At 46.1% G+C, this 19,057-nt stretch carries 17 protein-coding genes; 6 read left to right on the top strand and 11 right to left on the bottom strand.

All coding sequences use genetic code 11. The features are described 5' to 3' along the window. Nucleotides 1–78 precede the first annotated feature (78 nt). On the bottom strand, nt 79–480 hold the full coding sequence (locus VSQ61_RS08115) for a protease complex subunit PrcB family protein (RefSeq protein WP_334343935.1): 402 nt from the start codon (nt 478–480) through the stop codon (nt 79–81). A gap of 136 nt (nt 481–616) precedes the next feature. Between VSQ61_RS08115 and malQ the strand changes: the two genes are divergently transcribed. The 5 genes from malQ to VSQ61_RS08090 all read left to right on the top strand — a co-directional run bounded on the left by malQ (nt 617) and on the right by VSQ61_RS08090 (nt 6,440). Beyond that, nucleotides 617–2,137: a 4-alpha-glucanotransferase gene (gene malQ / locus VSQ61_RS08110; protein ID WP_334343934.1), complete on the top strand. Its 1,521-nt coding sequence runs from the start codon at nt 617–619 to the stop codon at nt 2,135–2,137. Nucleotides 2,138–2,147: 10 nt separating this feature from the next. Continuing rightward, nucleotides 2,148–2,879, top strand: a complete 732-nt coding sequence (locus VSQ61_RS08105) for a lysophospholipid acyltransferase family protein (protein WP_334343933.1) — start codon at nt 2,148–2,150, stop codon at nt 2,877–2,879. Between the two features lie 24 nt (nt 2,880–2,903). Then, nucleotides 2,904–3,956, top strand: a complete 1,053-nt coding sequence (locus VSQ61_RS08100) for a D-alanine--D-alanine ligase family protein (RefSeq protein WP_334343932.1) — start codon at nt 2,904–2,906, stop codon at nt 3,954–3,956. 60 nt (nt 3,957–4,016) lie between these two features. Continuing rightward, entirely contained in the window at nt 4,017–5,396 is a 1,380-nt protein-coding gene (locus VSQ61_RS08095) for a UDP-N-acetylmuramoyl-tripeptide--D-alanyl-D-alanine ligase (RefSeq protein ID WP_334343931.1), read from the top strand. Between the two features lie 87 nt (nt 5,397–5,483). After that, the gene (locus tag VSQ61_RS08090; RefSeq protein WP_334343930.1) at nt 5,484–6,440 is read left to right on the top strand and encodes a Gfo/Idh/MocA family protein; all 957 of its coding nucleotides are present in this window, start codon (nt 5,484–5,486) and stop codon (nt 6,438–6,440) included. On the opposite strand, the gene VSQ61_RS08085 is transcribed toward VSQ61_RS08090, so the two are convergent. The 6 genes from VSQ61_RS08085 to VSQ61_RS08060 all read right to left on the bottom strand — a co-directional run bounded on the left by VSQ61_RS08085 (nt 6,435) and on the right by VSQ61_RS08060 (nt 14,203). Then, on the bottom strand, nt 6,435–7,211 hold the full coding sequence (locus tag VSQ61_RS08085) for an inositol monophosphatase family protein (protein WP_334343929.1): 777 nt from the start codon (nt 7,209–7,211) through the stop codon (nt 6,435–6,437). The genes VSQ61_RS08090 and VSQ61_RS08085 overlap by 6 nt on opposite strands. Nucleotides 7,212–7,355: 144 nt before the next feature. After that, nucleotides 7,356–8,153, bottom strand: coding sequence for a response regulator transcription factor (locus VSQ61_RS08080; protein WP_334343928.1), 798 nt, complete (start codon nt 8,151–8,153; stop codon nt 7,356–7,358). 45 nt (nt 8,154–8,198) lie between these two features. Next, a complete protein-coding gene (locus VSQ61_RS08075) occupies nt 8,199–9,974 on the bottom strand; it encodes a cache domain-containing sensor histidine kinase (RefSeq protein WP_334343927.1) in 1,776 nt (591 codons plus the stop codon). A gap of 72 nt (nt 9,975–10,046) precedes the next feature. Further along, a complete protein-coding gene (locus tag VSQ61_RS08070; RefSeq protein ID WP_334343926.1) occupies nt 10,047–11,726 on the bottom strand; it encodes an ABC transporter permease in 1,680 nt (559 codons plus the stop codon). Nucleotides 11,727–11,742: 16 nt separating this feature from the next. Further along, entirely contained in the window at nt 11,743–12,816 is a 1,074-nt protein-coding gene (locus tag VSQ61_RS08065) for an ABC transporter ATP-binding protein (RefSeq protein ID WP_334343925.1), read from the bottom strand. A 304-nt stretch (nt 12,817–13,120) separates the two neighbouring features. Beyond that, nucleotides 13,121–14,203 (bottom strand): ABC transporter substrate-binding protein, encoded by a 1,083-nt coding sequence (locus VSQ61_RS08060; RefSeq protein ID WP_334343924.1) that lies wholly within the window; start codon nt 14,201–14,203, stop codon nt 13,121–13,123. A 488-nt stretch (nt 14,204–14,691) separates the two neighbouring features. On the opposite strand from VSQ61_RS08060, the gene VSQ61_RS08055 reads away from it, so the two are divergent. After that, a complete protein-coding gene (locus tag VSQ61_RS08055; RefSeq protein WP_334343923.1) occupies nt 14,692–14,898 on the top strand; it encodes a cold-shock protein in 207 nt (68 codons plus the stop codon). A gap of 66 nt (nt 14,899–14,964) precedes the next feature. Here the strand turns inward: VSQ61_RS08055 and VSQ61_RS08050 are convergent, their stop codons facing one another. The 4 genes from VSQ61_RS08050 to VSQ61_RS08035 are packed head-to-tail and all read right to left on the bottom strand — an operon-like array spanning nt 14,965 to nt 19,041. Continuing rightward, nucleotides 14,965–15,843: a prolyl oligopeptidase family serine peptidase gene (locus tag VSQ61_RS08050; protein ID WP_334343922.1), complete on the bottom strand. Its 879-nt coding sequence runs from the start codon at nt 15,841–15,843 to the stop codon at nt 14,965–14,967. Between the two features lie 29 nt (nt 15,844–15,872). Beyond that, a complete protein-coding gene (locus VSQ61_RS08045; RefSeq protein ID WP_334343921.1) occupies nt 15,873–16,646 on the bottom strand; it encodes a sigma factor in 774 nt (257 codons plus the stop codon). A 27-nt stretch (nt 16,647–16,673) separates the two neighbouring features. Then, nucleotides 16,674–18,029 carry a 23S rRNA (uracil(1939)-C(5))-methyltransferase RlmD gene (gene rlmD, locus VSQ61_RS08040; protein ID WP_334343920.1) on the bottom strand — a complete coding sequence of 452 codons (1,356 nt, stop codon included), beginning with the start codon at nt 18,027–18,029 and terminating at the stop codon, nt 16,674–16,676. A gap of 37 nt (nt 18,030–18,066) precedes the next feature. Beyond that, a complete protein-coding gene (locus VSQ61_RS08035) occupies nt 18,067–19,041 on the bottom strand; it encodes a 3'-5' exoribonuclease YhaM family protein (RefSeq protein ID WP_334343919.1) in 975 nt (324 codons plus the stop codon). Nucleotides 19,042–19,057 lie beyond the last annotated feature (16 nt).

The raw sequence follows: 19,057 nt of genomic DNA, 5'->3' as shown, positions 1-19,057 counted from the left end.
ACAAGCTCCACAACATACACCTGCTTTCCCATTTCTTTTCTACCAATCTATGCGCAGATTTCCAACTTATTCCCCTCTTCACTGAAATACCACTGGTTTATCCACATATTCTGTCCGAACCACAAGGCAGGGATAGCTCACTGACTCTGCCACCTGTTCCTCTTTGCTGGGTCCAATCAAGCTGGTATCAAAATAAATGGCATTTTCGGACAAATACAGTTCATTTACTGCTATACTGTAACCGCTTGTCTTCTGTTCTCCGTACCCGATGCACAGGTAAAGCTGCCCCTCTTCCTCATAAGTTAATTTAAATTCTCCCTTTCGTTTTTCCTCCAAAATCGTCTGAAGACCCTCTGGGGCTTTTCCGTCCTCTATAATTGTGTACTCCAGATCTACAAGCTTCTCCCGTTCATTTGTCTGAATACTGCACCCAGAGAGAAAAATCAGGATGCATCCAATAAGCAAAACTCGTTTCCACATATTCATCACCTCACTTATATTTACGTAGGAAAAGCTTGTATTATCCTTGTTTTTTCCCATTATCTTTATTATAATGAGGAAAGATGAAGCCGGCTGCGGTTTGGACCCCAGACCGGGCTGTGAAAGGAGAAGTAATATGCGCTTTAAAACATCCGCCGATGACCATGTGAATCACAGGTACAGCGGCATCCTGGTTCACCCCACTTCTTTTCCCTCTCCCTATGGAATCGGAGATTTTGGAAAAGGAGCCTATGAATTTATAGATTTTCTGGAAGCCTCCGGACAGCATCTTTGGCAGATCCTTCCGCTGGTTCCCATCACCTCCTACGGTAACTCCCCTTATCAGGGCTATTCCGTGTTTGCAGGGGAGCCTTTGCTTATCAGTCCGGAGCTGTTAAAGGAAAAAGAGCTTTTAACCTCTGAGGATCTTTTGAATATTCCGGACTTTGATCCTGTTCGGATAGATTACGAAAAGGTACGTACCTACAAATATGATTTATATAAAAAAGCCTACGAGTCCTTCTGTCACACGGCAGACAAGAATTTCCTGGAAGAATACCATTCCTTCTGTGAAGCCAATGATTTCTGGCTATCCGATTACTGCCTGTTTATGGCCATTCGGGATGAGCAAGATGAAGTACCCTGGACGGAATGGCCGGAAGAACTGCGCAATCTCTCTGAAAAAGAACGGCCAATCCTGGAAAAAAAGCTGGCAGACGGCATTGCCTATCAGCGTTTTTTGCAGTATCTCTTCCATATTCAGTGGTACGACTTAAAGCAGTATGCCAATGACAAAGGAATTGCGATTATTGGTGATATCCCCATCTTTGTTTCGCCGGACGGCGCAGACGTATGGGCAAACCGTCATTTATTCCAGGTAAACGAAGAGGGCTACCCGGATTCCGTAGCCGGCGTTCCCCCGGACTATTTCAGCGCCACAGGCCAGAAATGGAACAATCCTCTGTATGATTGGGATGCTCATAAAAAGGAAGGCTACCAGTGGTGGATTAACCGTATCCGTAACCAGATTGATCAGGTAGATTATCTGCGTATCGATCATTTCCGCGGCTTTGAAGCCTACTGGGAGATAGACGCCAAAGAAGAAACGGCTATAAACGGAACCTGGAAAAAAGGACCGGGCGAAGACCTTTTTCGGGCAATTCAGGCAGAGCTTGGAGACGATCTTCCTATTTTTGCCGAGGATCTAGGGCTGATCACTCCGGAGGTAGAGCACCTTCGGGATACCCTTGGTTTCCCCGGCATGCGGATTCTTCAGTTTGCCTTTGAGGGCGGCGAGAGTACCTTCCTGCCCCACCAGCTTAACACCCGCAATTGTATCTGCTATACGGGTACTCATGACAATGACACCAGCACCGGCTGGTATAACAATACTTCAGAATATGCCAGAGATAAGGTTCGGCGCTATATGAATACGGATGCCTCCAGTATTAGCTGGGACTTTATTCGTATCTGCCTTGGAACCATTGCCCGGTATGCCATCTTCCCTCTGCAGGATGTCCTGAAATTGGGCAGTGAAGCCCGTATGAATACTCCAGGCGTGGCATTAGGCAACTGGGAATGGCGTTATCAAAATGGAGATCTGAATCCCGGCATGGCTTCCGGATTACGGCAGATGACAGAGCTTTTCGGAAGATAGGAGGACGCAAATGATAAGATTCATCATAATCGTCCTGATGCTCTTCCTTTATCTGCTCCTGGGCATTCCTGTTCTCCTGATAGAATGGGTGATTGGAAAGTATAATCAGGAGGCAAAGGACTATAGCTGTCTGCGCATGGTGCAGACGGCCTTTAAGCTGATGCTGAAAGCAGCCGGTGTGCGTCTGACCGTTATAGGAGAGGAAAATGTCCCAAAGGATCAGGCGGTCCTCTACATCGGAAACCATCGCAGCTATTTTGATATTCTTCTGACCTACTCCCGCTGCCCGGGTCTTACGGGCTATGTGGCAAAGGTGGAGATGCTTCGCTACTGGTTCCTTCGGGACTGGATGAAAGCACTCTACTGTCTGTTTCTGGATCGGAAGGATATTAAAGCAGGATTAAAAACCATCCTTCAGGGAATTGAATATATTAAAAGAGGAATTTCCATCTGCATTTTTCCGGAAGGAACCAGGAACCGCACGGACGAGATGCTTCCCTTTAAGGAAGGCAGTCTGAAAATAGCGGAAAAAACAGGATGCCCGATTATCCCTATGGCAATTACCAATTCCGCAGAAATATTTGAAAATCATATTCCCTTTGTCCGCCCATGTCATGTAATTCTGGAATACGGTACCCCCATTCTTCCTAAGGAGCTGACAAAGGATGAGAAAAAGTTTTTGGGCTCCTATACCCAGAACCGGATTCAGGAAATGCTGGATAAAAATAAAAGCCTGTTATAAGCCGGCTTATGAGGAGTGAATTTTATGAAAATCGTAGTTTTAGCCGGAGGCACCAGCCCGGAACGGGATGTTTCCTTAAGCTCCGGCAGTAAGATTTATTATGCTTTAAAGGCCCGGGGACATCAGGTTATTCTTCTGGATGTCTATCTGGGTCTGGATACGGACGTCCCCGTGACAGAAGCCCTTTTTGAAGCTTGTGTGGATTGGGCAAAGGATATTCAGGCCGTATCCGAATCCCACCCGGATCTGTCCCGGTTAAAGGAGCAGCGAAAGGATGGGGGACGCAGTATGTTCGGTCCCAATGTGTTGACCCTATGCGAGATGGCTGACATTGTATTTTTGGGACTTCACGGGGCAAACGGAGAAGACGGCCGTATCCAGGCCGCCTTTGATCTCATGGGCATCCGCTATACAGGAACAGGATATTTAAGCAGCGCTCTTGCCATGGATAAGAGCCTGTCTAAGCAGTTGTTTGCAGCAGCCGGAATTCCTACACCCAAGGGTATTTCCCTGAAAAACGGCCAGTCCGCAGATTCGGCTTCTCTTTCCTACCCCTGTATGGTAAAGACCGTCTGCGGCGGTTCCAGTGTAGGAACCTACCGGGTGGATCGCCCGGAGGACTTAGCGGATGTTCTTGCGGATGCCTATACCTTTGGGGAAGACGTGATTGTGGAGCAGTTTATTACCGGACGGGAATTTTCCGTAGGCGTTATTGACGGAAAGGCACTTCCTGTTATTGAGATTGCACCTCTTCAGGGCTTTTATGACTACAAGAATAAGTATCAGCCCGGCAGCACCATTGAGACCTGCCCGGCAGAATTAAGTGACGAGCTGACGAGACAATTACAGGGCTATGCGGAGCAGGTATTTGAAGCATTGAAGCTTACCTCCTATGCACGGATTGATTTCATGATGGATTCTGCGGATCAATCCTTTTACTGTTTGGAAGCCAATACGCTTCCGGGCATGACTCCTACCAGTCTGCTGCCCCAGGAAGCTGCGGCCATAGGCATGACCTTTGAGGATCTCTGTGAAGAGCTGATTGAGGTATCGCTTGCCCGTTATGAAAGAACATAGATTTCATCCAAAGCACCGGCACTCCAAAGGAGTGCTCCTATATAAAAAGGAAGCATAACCATGAAAGAAATGTCATTAAATCAGATTGCCCTCGCCTGCGGCAGAACCTATGTGGGAGAGGACGGCAAAAAAAATCTTGAGGTTTCCGGCGTTGTTATAGACAGCCGAAAGGTAGAGCCCGGATATCTTTTTATTGCCATAAAAGGAGAACGTGTGGACGGTCACAGCTTTATCCCTTCTGTCTTTGCAAAGGGGGCGGCCTGCGTTCTCTGTGAGCAGGCTCCTGAGCATCCGGCCGGCCCCTATATTCTGGTAGATTCCTGTCTCCAGGCCTTAAAAAGCCTGGCCGAATACTACCGCAGCACCCTGTCCATTCCTGTTGTGGGAATCACCGGCAGCGTGGGAAAGACCAGCACCAAGGAAATGATTGCGGCTGTTCTTGAACAGAAATACCGGGTACTAAAGACAGAGGGAAACTTCAACAATGAAATCGGGCTTCCTCTGACCATTTTCCGAATCCGGGAAGAACATGAGGCTGCCGTGTTGGAAATGGGCATCAGCGATTTTGGAGAAATGACTCGCTTAGGGCGTATGGCAAAGCCCAATATCTGTGTTTTTACAAATATCGGGCTCTGCCATCTGGAAAATTTAAAGGATCGGGACGGCATTCTGAGAGCCAAGACCGAGATGCTAAAGGAAGCCCAGCCTGGGGCTCAGGTGATTTTAAACGGGGATGACGACAAACTCATTACGCTGAAAGAAAGCCGTACTCCCAAGCCCTGCTTTTTCGGTCTGGATCCATCCTGTGATCTTTACGCTTCGGATATAGAGAATCTGGGCCTTGACGGAACACGCTGTACCTTTGTTACAAAATCAGGTAAGTTTCAGGCCCATATTCCCATTCCGGGCCGGCATATGGTTTACAACGCCCTGGCCGGAACAGCTGTCGGATTGGCCCTGAATCTGACATTGGATGAGATCAAAGCCGGTATTGAAAGTCTTTTGCCTGTCAGCGGCCGAAATAATCTTATTCACACCCCAAAATGGGATATTTTAGATGACTGTTACAATGCCAACCCGGTTTCCATGTGCGCCTCCCTTGATGTGCTAAGCTGCGCTTTGGGGCGAAAGGTGGCTATTCTGGGAGATATGGGAGAATTAGGCGAGAACGAAAAGCTGCTCCACTACAATGTAGGCTGCCATGCGGCAGATGCCGGTATCGATGCGGTTTTTCTAACAGGTGAGCTGTCCAAAGAAATTGCAAGAGGAATTGAAGCCAAGAATCCGGGATTGACCTTCCGTCATTTTGATACAAAACAGGAACTGCTTGATACTCTTCTATTACTTCTCTCCAAGGGGGATTCCATTTTGGTGAAGGCTTCTCATTTTATGGAATTTGAAGAGATTGTAGCATATTTAAAGAAAAACGGAAATTCATAAACATTAACAATCCCAATGTAAAAGCTTTCTGATGTATCCATTTCAGAAAAAGATGACATAAGATTAAAAAGCAGCAAGGAGACTTCCATGAAAAAACTACGTTTTGGAATATTAAGCACCTCCTCCATTGCCCCGCGCTTTATCAAAGGCGTTCAGGCCACAGAGGGCTGCGAAACTGTGGCGCTGGCATCCCGAAACCTGGAAAAAGCCAGGGAAAAAGCGGCTCTTTGGAATGTTCCAAAGGCTTACGGAAGCTACGAGGAGCTTCTTGGCTCCAACAACATTGATGTCGCTTATGTAGCTATGATTAACAGTGAACATTATCGTTATGCCAAAATGGCTCTGGAACAGGGCAAGCATGTGATCTGCGAAAAGCCCTTTACTCTGAATGCTGATGAATCCAAAGAACTCTTTGCCCTTGCACGGGAAAAGGGGCTTTTCATTATGGAAGCTCAAAAGGTCTTATTTCTTCCGGTGGTTCAAAGATTAAAGGAACTGATTCGGTCCAAAGTCCTGGGCAGTATTAAAATGGCCGACTTTTCCAGTTCCTTTGATGCCGGTTATAATTCCTGGTTCTATGATCCGGAAAAAGGCGGAGGCCCTCTCTATGGTAATGCCATATACAGCCTGCAGCTTATGGAATATCTTTTTGACTGTAAGGTTGTTCATTGGACAGGACTTTGTACCAAAAGCCATACTTCTGTGGAAAATCAATTTTCCGTTTCCATGCTGATGGAAAATGACCTCCTGTTTACTAACAAAACCAGCACCTCCGTAAACACCGTGCATGCAGGGTATCTATATGGAGAAAATGGATATGTTGAGATTCCCGAATACTGGAAAGCCCGTAAAGCTATTCTTCATTATCCGGATAAAGAACCGGAAGTTTTGGAATATCCCTGTGAATATGAGCTGATGTATGAAGTTATACACGCAGAACAATGTATTCGAAATCACTTAACGGAAAGCCCTATTATAACAGAAGCAATGACCGTTCATGGGATTGAGGTTTTGAATGCAATTCAAGATGTCTGGAATTCATAGCATTGAAGCCGCCTCCCGATGCGCCTTAGGCGTCCCCGTAAGAACCGAAACACCGGTTGCCAATCCCAGTTCCTTTCCATCCCAATCCGTAATAATGCCCCCTGCCTCTGTTAAAATCACGGAAGCCGCCGCATAATCCCATACACAGAGCTTGGGAGAAAGGTACGCTGCGCTTCGCCCACAGGCCACATAACAAATGCTTAGTGCCGCTGACCCAATACTCCTCATATCCATACAAAGATGAGATAATTTTAGCAGGTTATCGAAGAGCTCCTTTCGAATCTCTGGTGTATAAGGGGCCGTGTCCATACAGAGCACTCCCTCTTCCAGGGAATGATCCGCAAGCTTCAGCGGCTTTCCATTGAGAAATGCGCCTCCCCCTCTTCTGGCTGCAAAAAGTTCCTCCCGATAAGGATTGTAAACCACGCCAATCTCTGCCGTTCCCCGTTCCGCTAAACCCACGCAGATCCCGCAGACAGGAAAACCACAGATAAAATTTGTGGTGCCGTCTATGGGATCAATAATAAACGTCTTCCCCTCCGCAATTTTCCCCTCGGAATATCCGTCCTCTTCTCCTATAAAGGCAGCATCCGGTACAAGGGCCGTAAGCTTTTTGATCAGAAAATTCTGAACCATGGAATCGTATTTTGTTACAAAATTGGACGAACCTGCCTTTGCTTTCATTTCTCCTGCAAAGGAGCAGGAACGTATAAGATCCCCCGCCTCCCGAACTGCCTGGCACATCTGTTCCAACAACACTTCCGTCTCCATAAAAGTCCTCCTATTATAGTTCCGTAATATCCTGCCGGTACACCTCTGTTTAAATCAATTTCCAGCCGCTTGGAGCTGCGTCTGTAAATCGATTTGTGCACCAGCAGGATATTACTGATTTAAGTTGCTGCAAGCGTAAAGTCACTACAAATGCCGCAAAATATGATCCTCCGGCAAGGGATGCCCGTTTTTCAATTCCATAGGCTTCATTCCGGTCACTCTTTGAAATACCCGGCTGAAATACTTGGAATCATTATATCCTATGGCATAGGCAATTTCATACACCTTTTTGTCCGTATTCTGAAGATATTCCACAGCCGCCCGAATCCGGTAAAAGGTCAGCATCTCCAAAAAAGTATAACCTGTCCGGTTTTTAAAGAGCTTACCAAGATAACTGTCACTGATAAACAGGACATCCGCCACACTTTTCAAAGTAAGATTCTCCTGATACCTCTCCCTTAGAATTTCCTTTGCCCTGTCAAGATATTTATCCTGAATATTCCGGGCATCCATGGAGTACCCTTTCTCTTCCTCCTGATACTGGGCCAGCCTTTGCTTCATCACACGCTTTCGATGTACTTTCCGGGCGGCCTGTTCCATAACCGCACGCAGTTCCTCATCATCCACCGGTTTCAACAGGTATTCCTGAACCTCCAGATGGATAGCCTGCTTCACAAGGGCAAACTCATCATAGCCCGACAATATAATGTACTCACAGGCCGCCTGCCCCCGCAGCTGTTCTATCATCTCTAAGCCGCTCATTTTAGGCATCTTTACATCCGTAATCACAACATCCGGTTTAAGCTCCAGGATTTTATTCATTCCTGTCTCACCGTCCGCTGCCTCGCCTACAACCTCCATCCCCCACTCCTGCCAGGGTGTTGTCAGGCGCAGTCCCTCACGAATCAGTTCCTCATCCTCTATTAATAGCACCCGTATCATCTACTCTCCCTCCTTATTAGAGGCTGTCTGCGTGCTCCCTTGTTCTCACACTTCCCGGTATAAAGCATTTTCAGAACTGCCCGAAAGCTTTTCCACTGCTCTTAAAACCAGAGTTACCGCAGTCCCCCTGCCGGGATGGCTCTCTACCCTTATACCGCAGCTTTCATCCCCAAAAAGCCTTGCCCGGCGCTGTACGTTATTAAGGCCGATATGATGCATTCCTTCCTGCTTAAATTCCAATACATGCTCCAGCTCCTGTTCACTCATACCGATTCCGTCATCCTCAATCCGGAATACCACAAAACCGCTTCCACAGGCCGGATCTCCCTCTTTTTGCCTGCGCTTTCCCGCAATCCGAATCCTACAGGTCTCTGTTGCCCCGGCAAACCCATGTACAATGGCATTTTCCACAATGGGCTGCAGTACTAACTTAGGAATATAAAGCCCCATAAGCTCATCTTCGATCTCCACCTCCAAAGAAAGCCGCTCTCCATAATGCTTCTTCTGAATCTCCACAAAGGAATGAATGATCTCCATCTCATAAGAGATCTCCACCAAATCACTTTTCGTATTCATAATTCTTCGGAGCACTCTTCCCAAATGTACCGTAATATTCACAATCTCTTCATTTTTTCCAAGCTTTGCATTCCATTTAATCAAATCCAGGGTATTATATAGGAAATGAGGATTCATCTGAAGACTTAAGGAGCGTGTCTCCGCAATCCAAAGACTGTGCTTCTCTTCCTCAATTCGCTCCATCAGCTCTTCCACACGCTCTGTCATGGAATCAAATGCTTTCCCGAGCTGTCCAATCTCATCCGCCCGTTCAAAATTCAGCCGCACGGACAGATCGCCCTCTTCCACCTTTCCCATGATTTCAATCATTTCCTCAATGGGATCGCTGACAGACTTGGCCAATCTCCGAGAGAAAATAAGAGCCAGCAGAATACTAACCAGCACTCCAACTGCCATAGCCCACAGCAAAGGCTTCATTATCACGGAAAGGGTTCCCGAGGGTATCTCCTGCATCATGGTAAGCCCCGTCTGCTCGCTGCGGCTAAAAGCATAATTATTCTCCGTGATCCCCTCTGTCTCCTGGGTCTCCCTGCAAAATCCGTAATCCTCAGCCTTTCCAAGCCCCTCAAAAGCCGTTCCTCCTGAATGGTAGATAACAGAAGCACTTTTATTTACAATCAGGGTGTTGGTATTGTACTGATCCGCGCATTCAATCACAATGGCATCCAATGTGCTTCTGGGAATCTCCACCAACAGATACCCCAGGATCTCTCCATCCTCATTTCGGCAGGCTTTCGCCATACAGAGACGATCCTCCGAGCTCAGAAGAGCATCCTTTGCCATGGCATAGAGGGCCACCTCCTTGGAAAGGCTTGCCTTTCGGAAGATGCCCCAGTTGGGAAATTCCTTATTCAGATTTGTAATCCCATCCTTGGAAGTGGAAATACACTTTTGATCCGACAATCGGATTGCACTGATTGCGATTCTCTGAGCATAGCTGTTTCGCAGCATATAAAGCTCCTGTATAAGGGCATTTACATCCTGAGTCTCTTCTCTCATAAAAGAGCCCACCCCATCGTCGGAATCCAATTCCTGAATCGTCTCCCGATAATTTTGAAGCGTACTCTCCACAGTTACCCGGATGCGTTCTGCGGTTACCTGGCATGCCTCCTTTAGATTGTTCTGGTACAGGCCGTAAAAAACCCCTCCTGTAACAGTCCCCATCAGCAGGACAAATACCAGGCAAACCGCAAACATAGACGCAAATATCCGGTAAAAATAGCTTTCTTTAATCTTCTTATGCATATCTCAGGCCCCGTTTTCATGGATTGATTTCCATTATATTATTCCTGAAATACCATTTCAACGCTTTCTCATCTAAACAACACTCTTTCCGCCGGAAATCTTATGGAATACCAGCAGGCAGACAATGGTTGCCAAGGTCAGAATCGTGGACAATGCCGCCGCCTGACCATAAGCGTCATTATTTACACAGTTAAAGATAGCGACCGGGATGGTTACCGTCTTTCCGGTATATAAAATCAAGGTTGCGCTTAAAGTGTTTATTACGCTGATAAGGCTCAATACTGCTCCGGAGATAACTCCCGGAATCATCAGCGGAACCGTTGTCTTAAAGAAAGTCTTCATAGGCGGCACGCTTAAACTGATAGACGCTTCCTCTACGGATTTGTCAATCTGATACAGAATGCCCACGCTGGAACGCATGGTGTACGGCAGCTTCCGAATTACAAAGGACAGAATAATAATCCACATGCTTCCCGTCAGAACTACCGGCCCCTGATTAAAGGATACCGTAAGGCAGATACCGAGAACTGCTCCCGGAATCACATAAGGGAACATCAAAAGCAGGTCGATAAGATTTGCCGTAAAGCCCTTTCTCCGAACAATCAGATAGGAACCCAGAAGCCCCAGGAAAACAATGATTGCCAGAGCAATAAAGCCATAGAGGAACGTATTTGTAATACTCTGTCCCAGCTTATTTACCACGTTTCGGTAGCTGTCCAGGCTGAAGCCGGATACAAAAATCGGCCCGTTTGTCTTAAGGAATGACTGGATGGTTACCGTAATCTGCGGAAGAACAGACAGGAAAGATACAAAAAACACTACTGCCGTTGCCAAAATCTTCTTTGCCCTGGGAAGCTCCACTACCTTAGGCGGCCGCAGGCTGGTCATATTATAGCTCTTGCTGTCCACAAAGCGTTTCTGTACAAAGAGCACCGCCAGAGCAATGACAATGATAATTACGCTCAGAGCACTTGCAAAGCTGGTATCCGTTCCCACCTCATTTAAAAATTCCTTATAAATTATAACAGGAAGCGTGTTGTAGCCCTCGCCAATCAGCCGGGGCGTACCGAAGTCTGCCAAAGCCGTCATGAAAACCATCAGGGCAGCGGAAAGTATGGTTGGGGTAATCACCGGAAAGGTTATTTTCAGGATTCTCTGAATGCCGGATACGCCCAGGTTCTCACTGGCTTCCTCCAGAGATGCATCAATGCTGCCTAAAGCTCCGGATACGTAGAGATATACCATGGGATACAGCTTTAAGGTAAATACCAGCACAATCCCCTTAAATCCATAGAGCTCACCCAACTGAATCCCTACGGAAGCCAGCAGCTTGGTAATAAAGCCTGCACGTCCAAGGAGGGTAATCCATGCATAAGCACCGATAAAGGGCGGAGAAAGCATGGACAGCACTACCATCACATAAATTACTCGTTTTAAATAGAGGTTAAACCGGGTTCCGATATAAGCCAGAGGTACCCCCAGACAGGTTGCCAAAATCGTAACTACCGTACTGATCACCAGGCTGTTTCTCAATGCTTCTTTATAATAACGCTTTTGGAAGAACTTTAAGTAGTTTTCCATGGTAAAAGCGTTCGTCTCAGCATTATGGAAGCTCTGGATAATCAGGTTTAAAAACGGGTATACAATAAAGAGCAGACATACGATCAGGATCAAAAGGCTGACAATGGTCCAAAAGTTGAATTTATCCATATGAAAACGTTCATACAGTTTTTTCTTATTTTCTTTTTCCATCTGAGACTCCTTTCTCCTAAATCATCAGTGATTTTTCTGTCTGTGCATCAAAGATGCTGATTCTGTTTTCCATCAGATTCAGGCTGACCTGATCGCCGGCTTTTCGAACCGTATCCATGCGGTCCGTATACTCATTGATTTCAATGATTTGATCATTTTCCAACTGAATCTCATAGTTCATAAAATCTCCCAGGAAGGTGGCAAGAGTAATAGTCCCCAGAAGCTCTCCCTCTTTTGGCTCATCCAAAAGCACATATTCCGGACGTATGGAAACCTTAACATTCCCCTCAAAGTCCTTTTTCATAGGAAGCTCCAGTTTTTTCTTTCCAAGTATGGTCACTACACCATCCTTTGCCGTTCCGTCCAGGAAGCTGGAGGTTCCGATGAAGTTCGCCACGAACATATTGGCCGGCTTTGTATAAATCTCTTTGGGCTCTCCTACCTGCTCTACGGTCCCGTCATGGATAACCGCAATCCGATCCGAGATAGACAGAGCTTCCTCCTGATCATGGGTTACGTAAATGGTGGTAATATTCAATTGCTTTTGAATCTTTTTAATTCCCGTACGCATGGTAACACGCAGCTTTGCATCCAGATTGCACAGAGGTTCATCCATAAGAAGCACATCCGGATGAATTACTATGGCCCGGGCCAGAGCAACTCTCTGCTGCTGACCTCCGGAAAGCTGGCTGGGCATCCGGTCTTTCAGATTGTCGATCTGCATCATCTTCATAGCCTCCATGGTGCGATCTTCCAGCTCCTGCCCTTTGATTTTCCTTGCTTTCAAGCCATAAGCCACATTATCCTTTACTGTCATATGCGGAAAAATCGCATAATTCTGGAACACCATTCCGATATTCCGCTTATCCGCAGGGATGTGATTGATAGCTTTTTCATTAAAATAAATGGTTCCCTCATCAATGGGATTAAAGCCGGCAATCATTCGAAGCAATGTGGTTTTTCCGCAGCCGGACGGTCCAAGGAGGGTGAAAAATTCTCCCTCCTTGATATCCAAATTGATGTGGTCACATGCCTTAAAGCTTCCATACACTTTTGTAGCATCTACAATTTTAACTCTCTGACTACTCATTCTTCCTCCTATCTAAAATCACTGCGTGATGGCACTAAAGGGTAAAGTCACTTCGGCACACCTGTAATGAGAGGAACTTTCATTCGAAAGGTCACTCATGAAAGTTCCTCTCGTGTGCCTTTGCGACTTTACCGTCCGGCAGAAAATATTTCTAATAAGCACTTGACATTTCTTAGCCGGACTATTTGAAGTTCCGTAATGTTCTTCCAGTACATCTTTATTTTAGAAGAATAGTACTGTTTAAAGTTCCATTTGATCAAGCAAGGGGCAGCGACAGGCGCCACCCCTTCCACCAAAAAACTTTTTACCTTGTAATATAATCATTCCATGTATCATTGAACTCTTCCGTATGTGAAGATGTCCAGTCAATATCCATCTCTACAAAGGCAATGTTCTCCCATGCTTCCATGGCATCCGGATCCGCAACGTCCGTACGAACGGAACGACGGTTCAGGGCACCAAGCTGAGACTGTACTTCCTTGCTGCTCAGATAGTCAATAAACATCTGTGCACTTTTGGGGTTCTTGCAGTCCTTAACGATTCCGCAGCCGGAGGGACTGGAAGATGTACCCTCGCTGGGGTATACAATTGCGATGCTTGCACCGGACTCCATATATCTAAGGGCTGCTTCCTCATAGGTCAGTCCGATCAGATATTCGCCGTCAGCAACTCCCTTGTACACGCCTGAAGAAGAACTGATAACCTTGCCATCCATATTCTCAACCAGCTTCTCTACAAACTCATAGCCCTCTCCATCCGTACCGTAAGCCAGAATGATGGACATGATACAGGCGAATGCAGAAGAGGATGAGGTAGGATCCGCACATGCGATCTTTCCTTTATACTTTTCATCCAGAAGATCTCCCCAGCTTGTGGGAGCTTCATTTTCCGGAATTAATTCTGTATTGTAAACCATAACCATGGGACCCATGTCAAAGCCGGTATAATATCCGTTGGGATCCAGTGCTTCCGGCTTTAAGCTCGCTTCCTCTGAGCTGGTATAGGGCTGCAGTAAATCCTGATTTGCCCGATAGGTATCAATTACGCCTCCCCATACAACGTCTGCCTGGGGATTGCCCGCCTCTGCTTTAATACGTGCAAACAGAGAAGAGGTTCCATCCTGTACCAGGCTTACTTTGATGCCTGTCTGATCCTCAAATTCCTGAATAATGGGATCCGCCCACTCGGTAGAGTTGGAATAATACAGGGTCAGTTCTCCCGTATCAGCAAGCTCACCCGTTGCTTCTTCCGACCCGTCTGTTTCTTCCGGAGTCTCCGCCTCACTGCTCTCGGCCGGTTCTGCTGCCGGTGCTTCCTTACTGCCACAGGCAGCAAGAGAAGTCATTGCTACAACCATTGCCATTACAATTGCTATTTTTCTTTTCATGCTTCTTCCCTCCATTTTCTTTTTCCTTATTGAACTACTGACGTTCAATAAGATATACTTAACCGGGTACCTGCAGTACCCGATATGTATACTCTTTTCTTTTTCTTTGTACTTTTTGACGTATATTTTTATTCTGCATTTATCATCTATCGTCATTTTATTTATAATTTACTGTTATTTTATATCTTTTTTATGCATTTTACAGTAAGACAAAACAGCAAAAAAGGGTAGCAAAACGGCACTTCTCTTTTTGATGGAGTTTTTTGGGATAAAATCAAACTTATAACAAATTCCCACAAAATTCCATTATTTTTGCTTGACATTTTCTTCAAGATAGGCTAGTATAAGTGGTGCATTGAAGTATATTTTTGATGAATTTGATTCACATGTTTTGTAGGTCATCATTCTATGCATGATGCTTACGGGACATGTTTTTTTATCTCGGAGAAGATATGCGGAATAGTACTTAAATTAGGAGGTATCTTTTAATGAACAAAGGTACAGTAAAATGGTTCAACGGCACAAAAGGATATGGTTTCATTACCAACTCCGAGACTGGCGAGGACGTATTCGTACACTTCTCCGGCATTGTGGCCGAAGGATTCAAGACACTGGAAGAGGGACAGTCCGTAACTTTTGATATTACGGAAGGCAATCGTGGCCCCCAGGCAACCAATGTAATCGTTGTAGGCTAAGCTTCAAAAAAGAAGGACATCCCTTATGTCATACATGACAAAAGGGATGCCCTTTTTTATTCTGGATTATTCTGCTTCAATAACAGCTCCATCCTCTCCCCTTGTATAATGCCGCATGAACTCCCAGGCAACAAAGGCTTCATCCTTATTTAATTCATGTTTGCCCCCCTCTATCAATACCATCTGGCCAAAAGGTACCGTATAGCCATCTTTATAATGATTGCTAAAAGTCCAGGTCTTCCCATCAATGGTACTCGTTTCCACCTCATCCGGCTCATAACCCCAGTACTCCGTCTTATCAAAATCCTTGGCTTCTCCATGCTCCAAAAGATGATTATACCGCATCAGGGACTCGATTCCCCATACCTCATCATCTATGACACGTTTGGCTCCAGAATCCATCTCCAAGGTCAGATCCTCACTGCCCTGTATAATTTGAAATGGCATCTCATAAGGAGAACTCAGATGTTTAATCGGCATCATCCAGCTCATACAGCTTATTGCCGCAAAGACCTGGGGATAGTCATTTACCAAGGCAGTAACCGCTCCCCCTCCATTAGAAAAACCTGTAGCATAAATGCGAGTGGTATCTATTGGATAATTCCCTATGGCATAATTTACCGACTCCATCAGTCTGTCAGTCTGACTGTAGGATTCTGTAGTTCTATACTTTGGCATAAGCACGAGAAAATCTGCTTCCTGGGCCTGTTCCCACCACCCCGCCGCCTTAAGCTTGTCTTTTGCGCTTTTGCCCGGCGCACAAAGCAGCAGTACCATTGGCCGTTCCTGCTCTGGTGTGTCTTCCATGGATTCCGGCAGGTAGATCCAGCCTGTCTCTCCACTCTCTGTGGTATACTCTACTTCCTTCATACCCTCATCCTTTTTTCCGGAACACCCGGAAAGCAGCAATGTAATGATTACAATAATACCTACGAATCGTTTCATTCGTATTCTTACCCCTTTCTCAAAGCATCTTATTCTTCTTTTTCTTCTCCGCCTTCCGGCGCTTCCCCTGCCAGCTTGAGCAAGTTCTCAATTTCCTCTGCCGGCATATCCATATACACGGCAAGCTCCTCTATGGAAACCTTTCGTTCCAATTCATCTGTTAATTTCTTAATCTCATCTCTCAAATCATTTAGTCGATTTGCCAAAAGGCCGCCAGCTTCCTTTTCCGCTCGGTCATCCTCCACAGCCTGAGAAATCGCTTGACAAATCTCGTCTCGAAGATACTCTAATGGAGGACTTTTTGAAGGCCGCATTCCCAGAGTTTCCAGAGCTAACATCAGCCCGACATTCCCTTCCTGAACCAGATCCCCAAGCTGTACCTCCCTCCCCCGAAAGTTATGTGCCAACCGCAGAACCTCCGGCAAAAACTGCTCTGTCAGTTTTGCTTTGGCAAGCTCATCACCTGTTTCTTCCACTTGACGGCACAGCTCCAATAGTTCGGCTTCTTCTAGAAGTTTCAGTTGTTCAAGGTCTGCCTGATAGCTTTTCAGAAAACTCTCTTCTTCCTCTGTCAGAGGCAGCTTTTCCTGCTGCTTCTTATCTTCTTCCGTTTTCACAGGTACATAGCCCTCCACAATGACCTGACGAGAGGCCAGATAAGCAAAAATCAGCTCATATTGCTCCTCCGACAGTTCCATTGCAGCAAAAAATCCCCGCACTTGATCTCCAGTTAAACGATTCCCATTTTTCCCGGCCAACTCACCAAGCTCTGCGAGCCTTTTCTGAAATTCCTCTCGATTCATGGCGCTCTCCTTTACCTTTCTTCTCTCTTACTTCCTATTTAGAAGCGTTACATTCTCAACCCCGGCTGTTTGAGGAAACATATCTACAGGCTGCACTGCTTTTAGTTCATAGCCGCCCTCACACAGAATCTTCAAATCCCGAGCCAGCGTGGCCGAATCACAGCTCACATAGACAATGCGTTCCGGCTTCATAGAAATCATGGTATCAAGGCACGCCTTGTCACATCCCTTCCTTGGAGGATCCACCACAATCACATCTGCCCGAATTCCGTTCCTCCCATACTGCTTTGGCAGAACCTCCTCTGCCTTTCCCAAATAGAATTCCACATTAGATAAGCCATTAAGCCGTGCATTCTTTCTGGCATCATCCACGGCCTGGGGAACCACCTCCACCCCGTAGACCTTCCCAGCCCTCTGAGCTAAAAAAAGGGAAATAGTTCCAATGCCGCAATACAAATCCCAAACAATCTCCCTTCCTGTTAGACCTGCATAATCCAAAGCTGTCTCGTACAGCTTTTTCGTCTGCACTGGATTGACCTGATAGAAGGATAAGGGCGAAATTTGATATTGTACAGAACCAATCTGATCAGTAATGAAAGTCTGCCCTCGTACCAGAATAATATCCTCACCCATAATCACATTGGTATTCTTCCGATTCACATTCAAAGTCAGACTGGTCATACCCGTAATCTCAAAAAGATAATCTGCTAGCCGTTCCACTGCCGGGATCTCGTAGCCATTGATAATCAGACAAACCATCAATTCCCCTGTAGCAAATCCCTTTCGAATCAGCACATGCCGCAGCAGCCCCTCTCCTGACATCTCATCATAAGGTGCGATCTTCTCTTTCTCCATAAAATCCAAAATTATCTTCAAAATCTTCTGATTCTCCGGCACCCCTAATATGCAGTCCGTATTGGAAATGATGCTGTGAGTTCTGCTGGCATAAAAGCCGGTTACAGTCCTTCCATCCCGATCCCGCCCAAAGGGAAACTGAGCCTTGTTTCGGTAATGAAATGGCTCATCCATCCCCAATACCGGAAACAGGGGCGGATCCGCAAAACCGCCGATTCGGATCAATTGGCCCTGCACCTTTTCCCATTTAAATTTCAATTGCTTCTCATAAGAGAGAGCCTGTATCTGGCAACCACCGCAGGAGCGGTGCAAAGGGCACAACGGCTCAATCCGTTCCGGGGACGGGGTTAGAATCTCCATAAGCCGGGCATATCCGTAGGTCTTTTTCACCTTAAGCACCTTGGCCTGTATCACGTCTCCCGGCAAGGCATCCTTAATGAACAAAGGAAAGCCATCCACCTTTCCGATGCCTTCCCCCTCGTTTCCCATTCCCGTTATCTTAAGAGTAAGTAAATCATTCTTTTTCATGCCATGCTCCAATCCATGAGGATTTCCCTCCCAAAACTTACTGGAGATTATTCGGCTGCAATCCAATATACTGGGAGCTTCTGCGAATATTGGATTCAAACAGTCGATTATAGCCAAGCCACTCCTGACTATTGCCTGCTGATTTAAAGATCTCCTTCAAAGTCTCCATCTTGGCATCTGTATTATCTGCCATATTCAAAGCAACCGCTTCTATCAAAGCCGGCTTTTTGGGAGATCCATATTCCAGTTCCCCATGATGAGCCAAAATGCAATGCTTCAGCTCATGCTCCAGTTTTTTTGGAAATCCGGGAATCTGGTGTGCCCGTTCCCCCACCATCTCGCTTCCCATAGCAATATGCCCCAAAAGCTGCCCCTCATCCGTATAATCATTTTCCGGAAAATCTGACAGCTCATAGACTTTGCCGATATCATGACACATAGCTGCCGCATAAAGCAGATCCCGATTCAAAATAGGATATGCTTCTACATAATATCGGCAAAGCTTGCACACACTTAAGGTATGCTCCAAAAGTCCGCCCACAAAGCTGTGATGGACACTTTTTGCTGCTGAATGGAACTTAAATGCTTTGATAAATTCCCTATCCTTCACAAAAAACTCTTGCAGCAGCATCCGCAGATGGGGCTCCTGTACCTGTTCTGCAAACTCCAGCAGCTCACGATACATCACTTCAATATCCCTGTCACTGACCGGAAGATAGTCCGCAGCCTGATATTCACTTTCTCTGGCTCTTCTGGCACGCTTAATATTGAGCTGCAGTGTTCCCTGAAAACTGGTAACCTCTGCCATAATATCCACATAATCCAAAGCATCAAAATCCTCAATTCCCTGAGAATTGGGATCCCAAATCTTGGAATCTATGGTGCCTGTTTTGTCCTGCATAATCAGATTTTCATAAGTTTTGCCGTTCTTTGTCACAGCAGACTGTTTATATTTACAGAGGTACACACCGGAAATCCGATCCCCCTCCCGAAAGCTTTCAACATATTTCATAATGCCCTCCTCATAT

It is taken from the genome of Candidatus Merdisoma sp. JLR.KK006 (assembly GCF_036941035.1).
In the GTDB taxonomy this organism is placed as follows: Bacteria; Bacillota; Clostridia; order Lachnospirales; family Lachnospiraceae; genus Laedolimicola.
The sequence above is the reverse complement of the archived record's forward strand: the minus strand, read 5'-3'. Positions and strand labels throughout refer to the sequence as shown.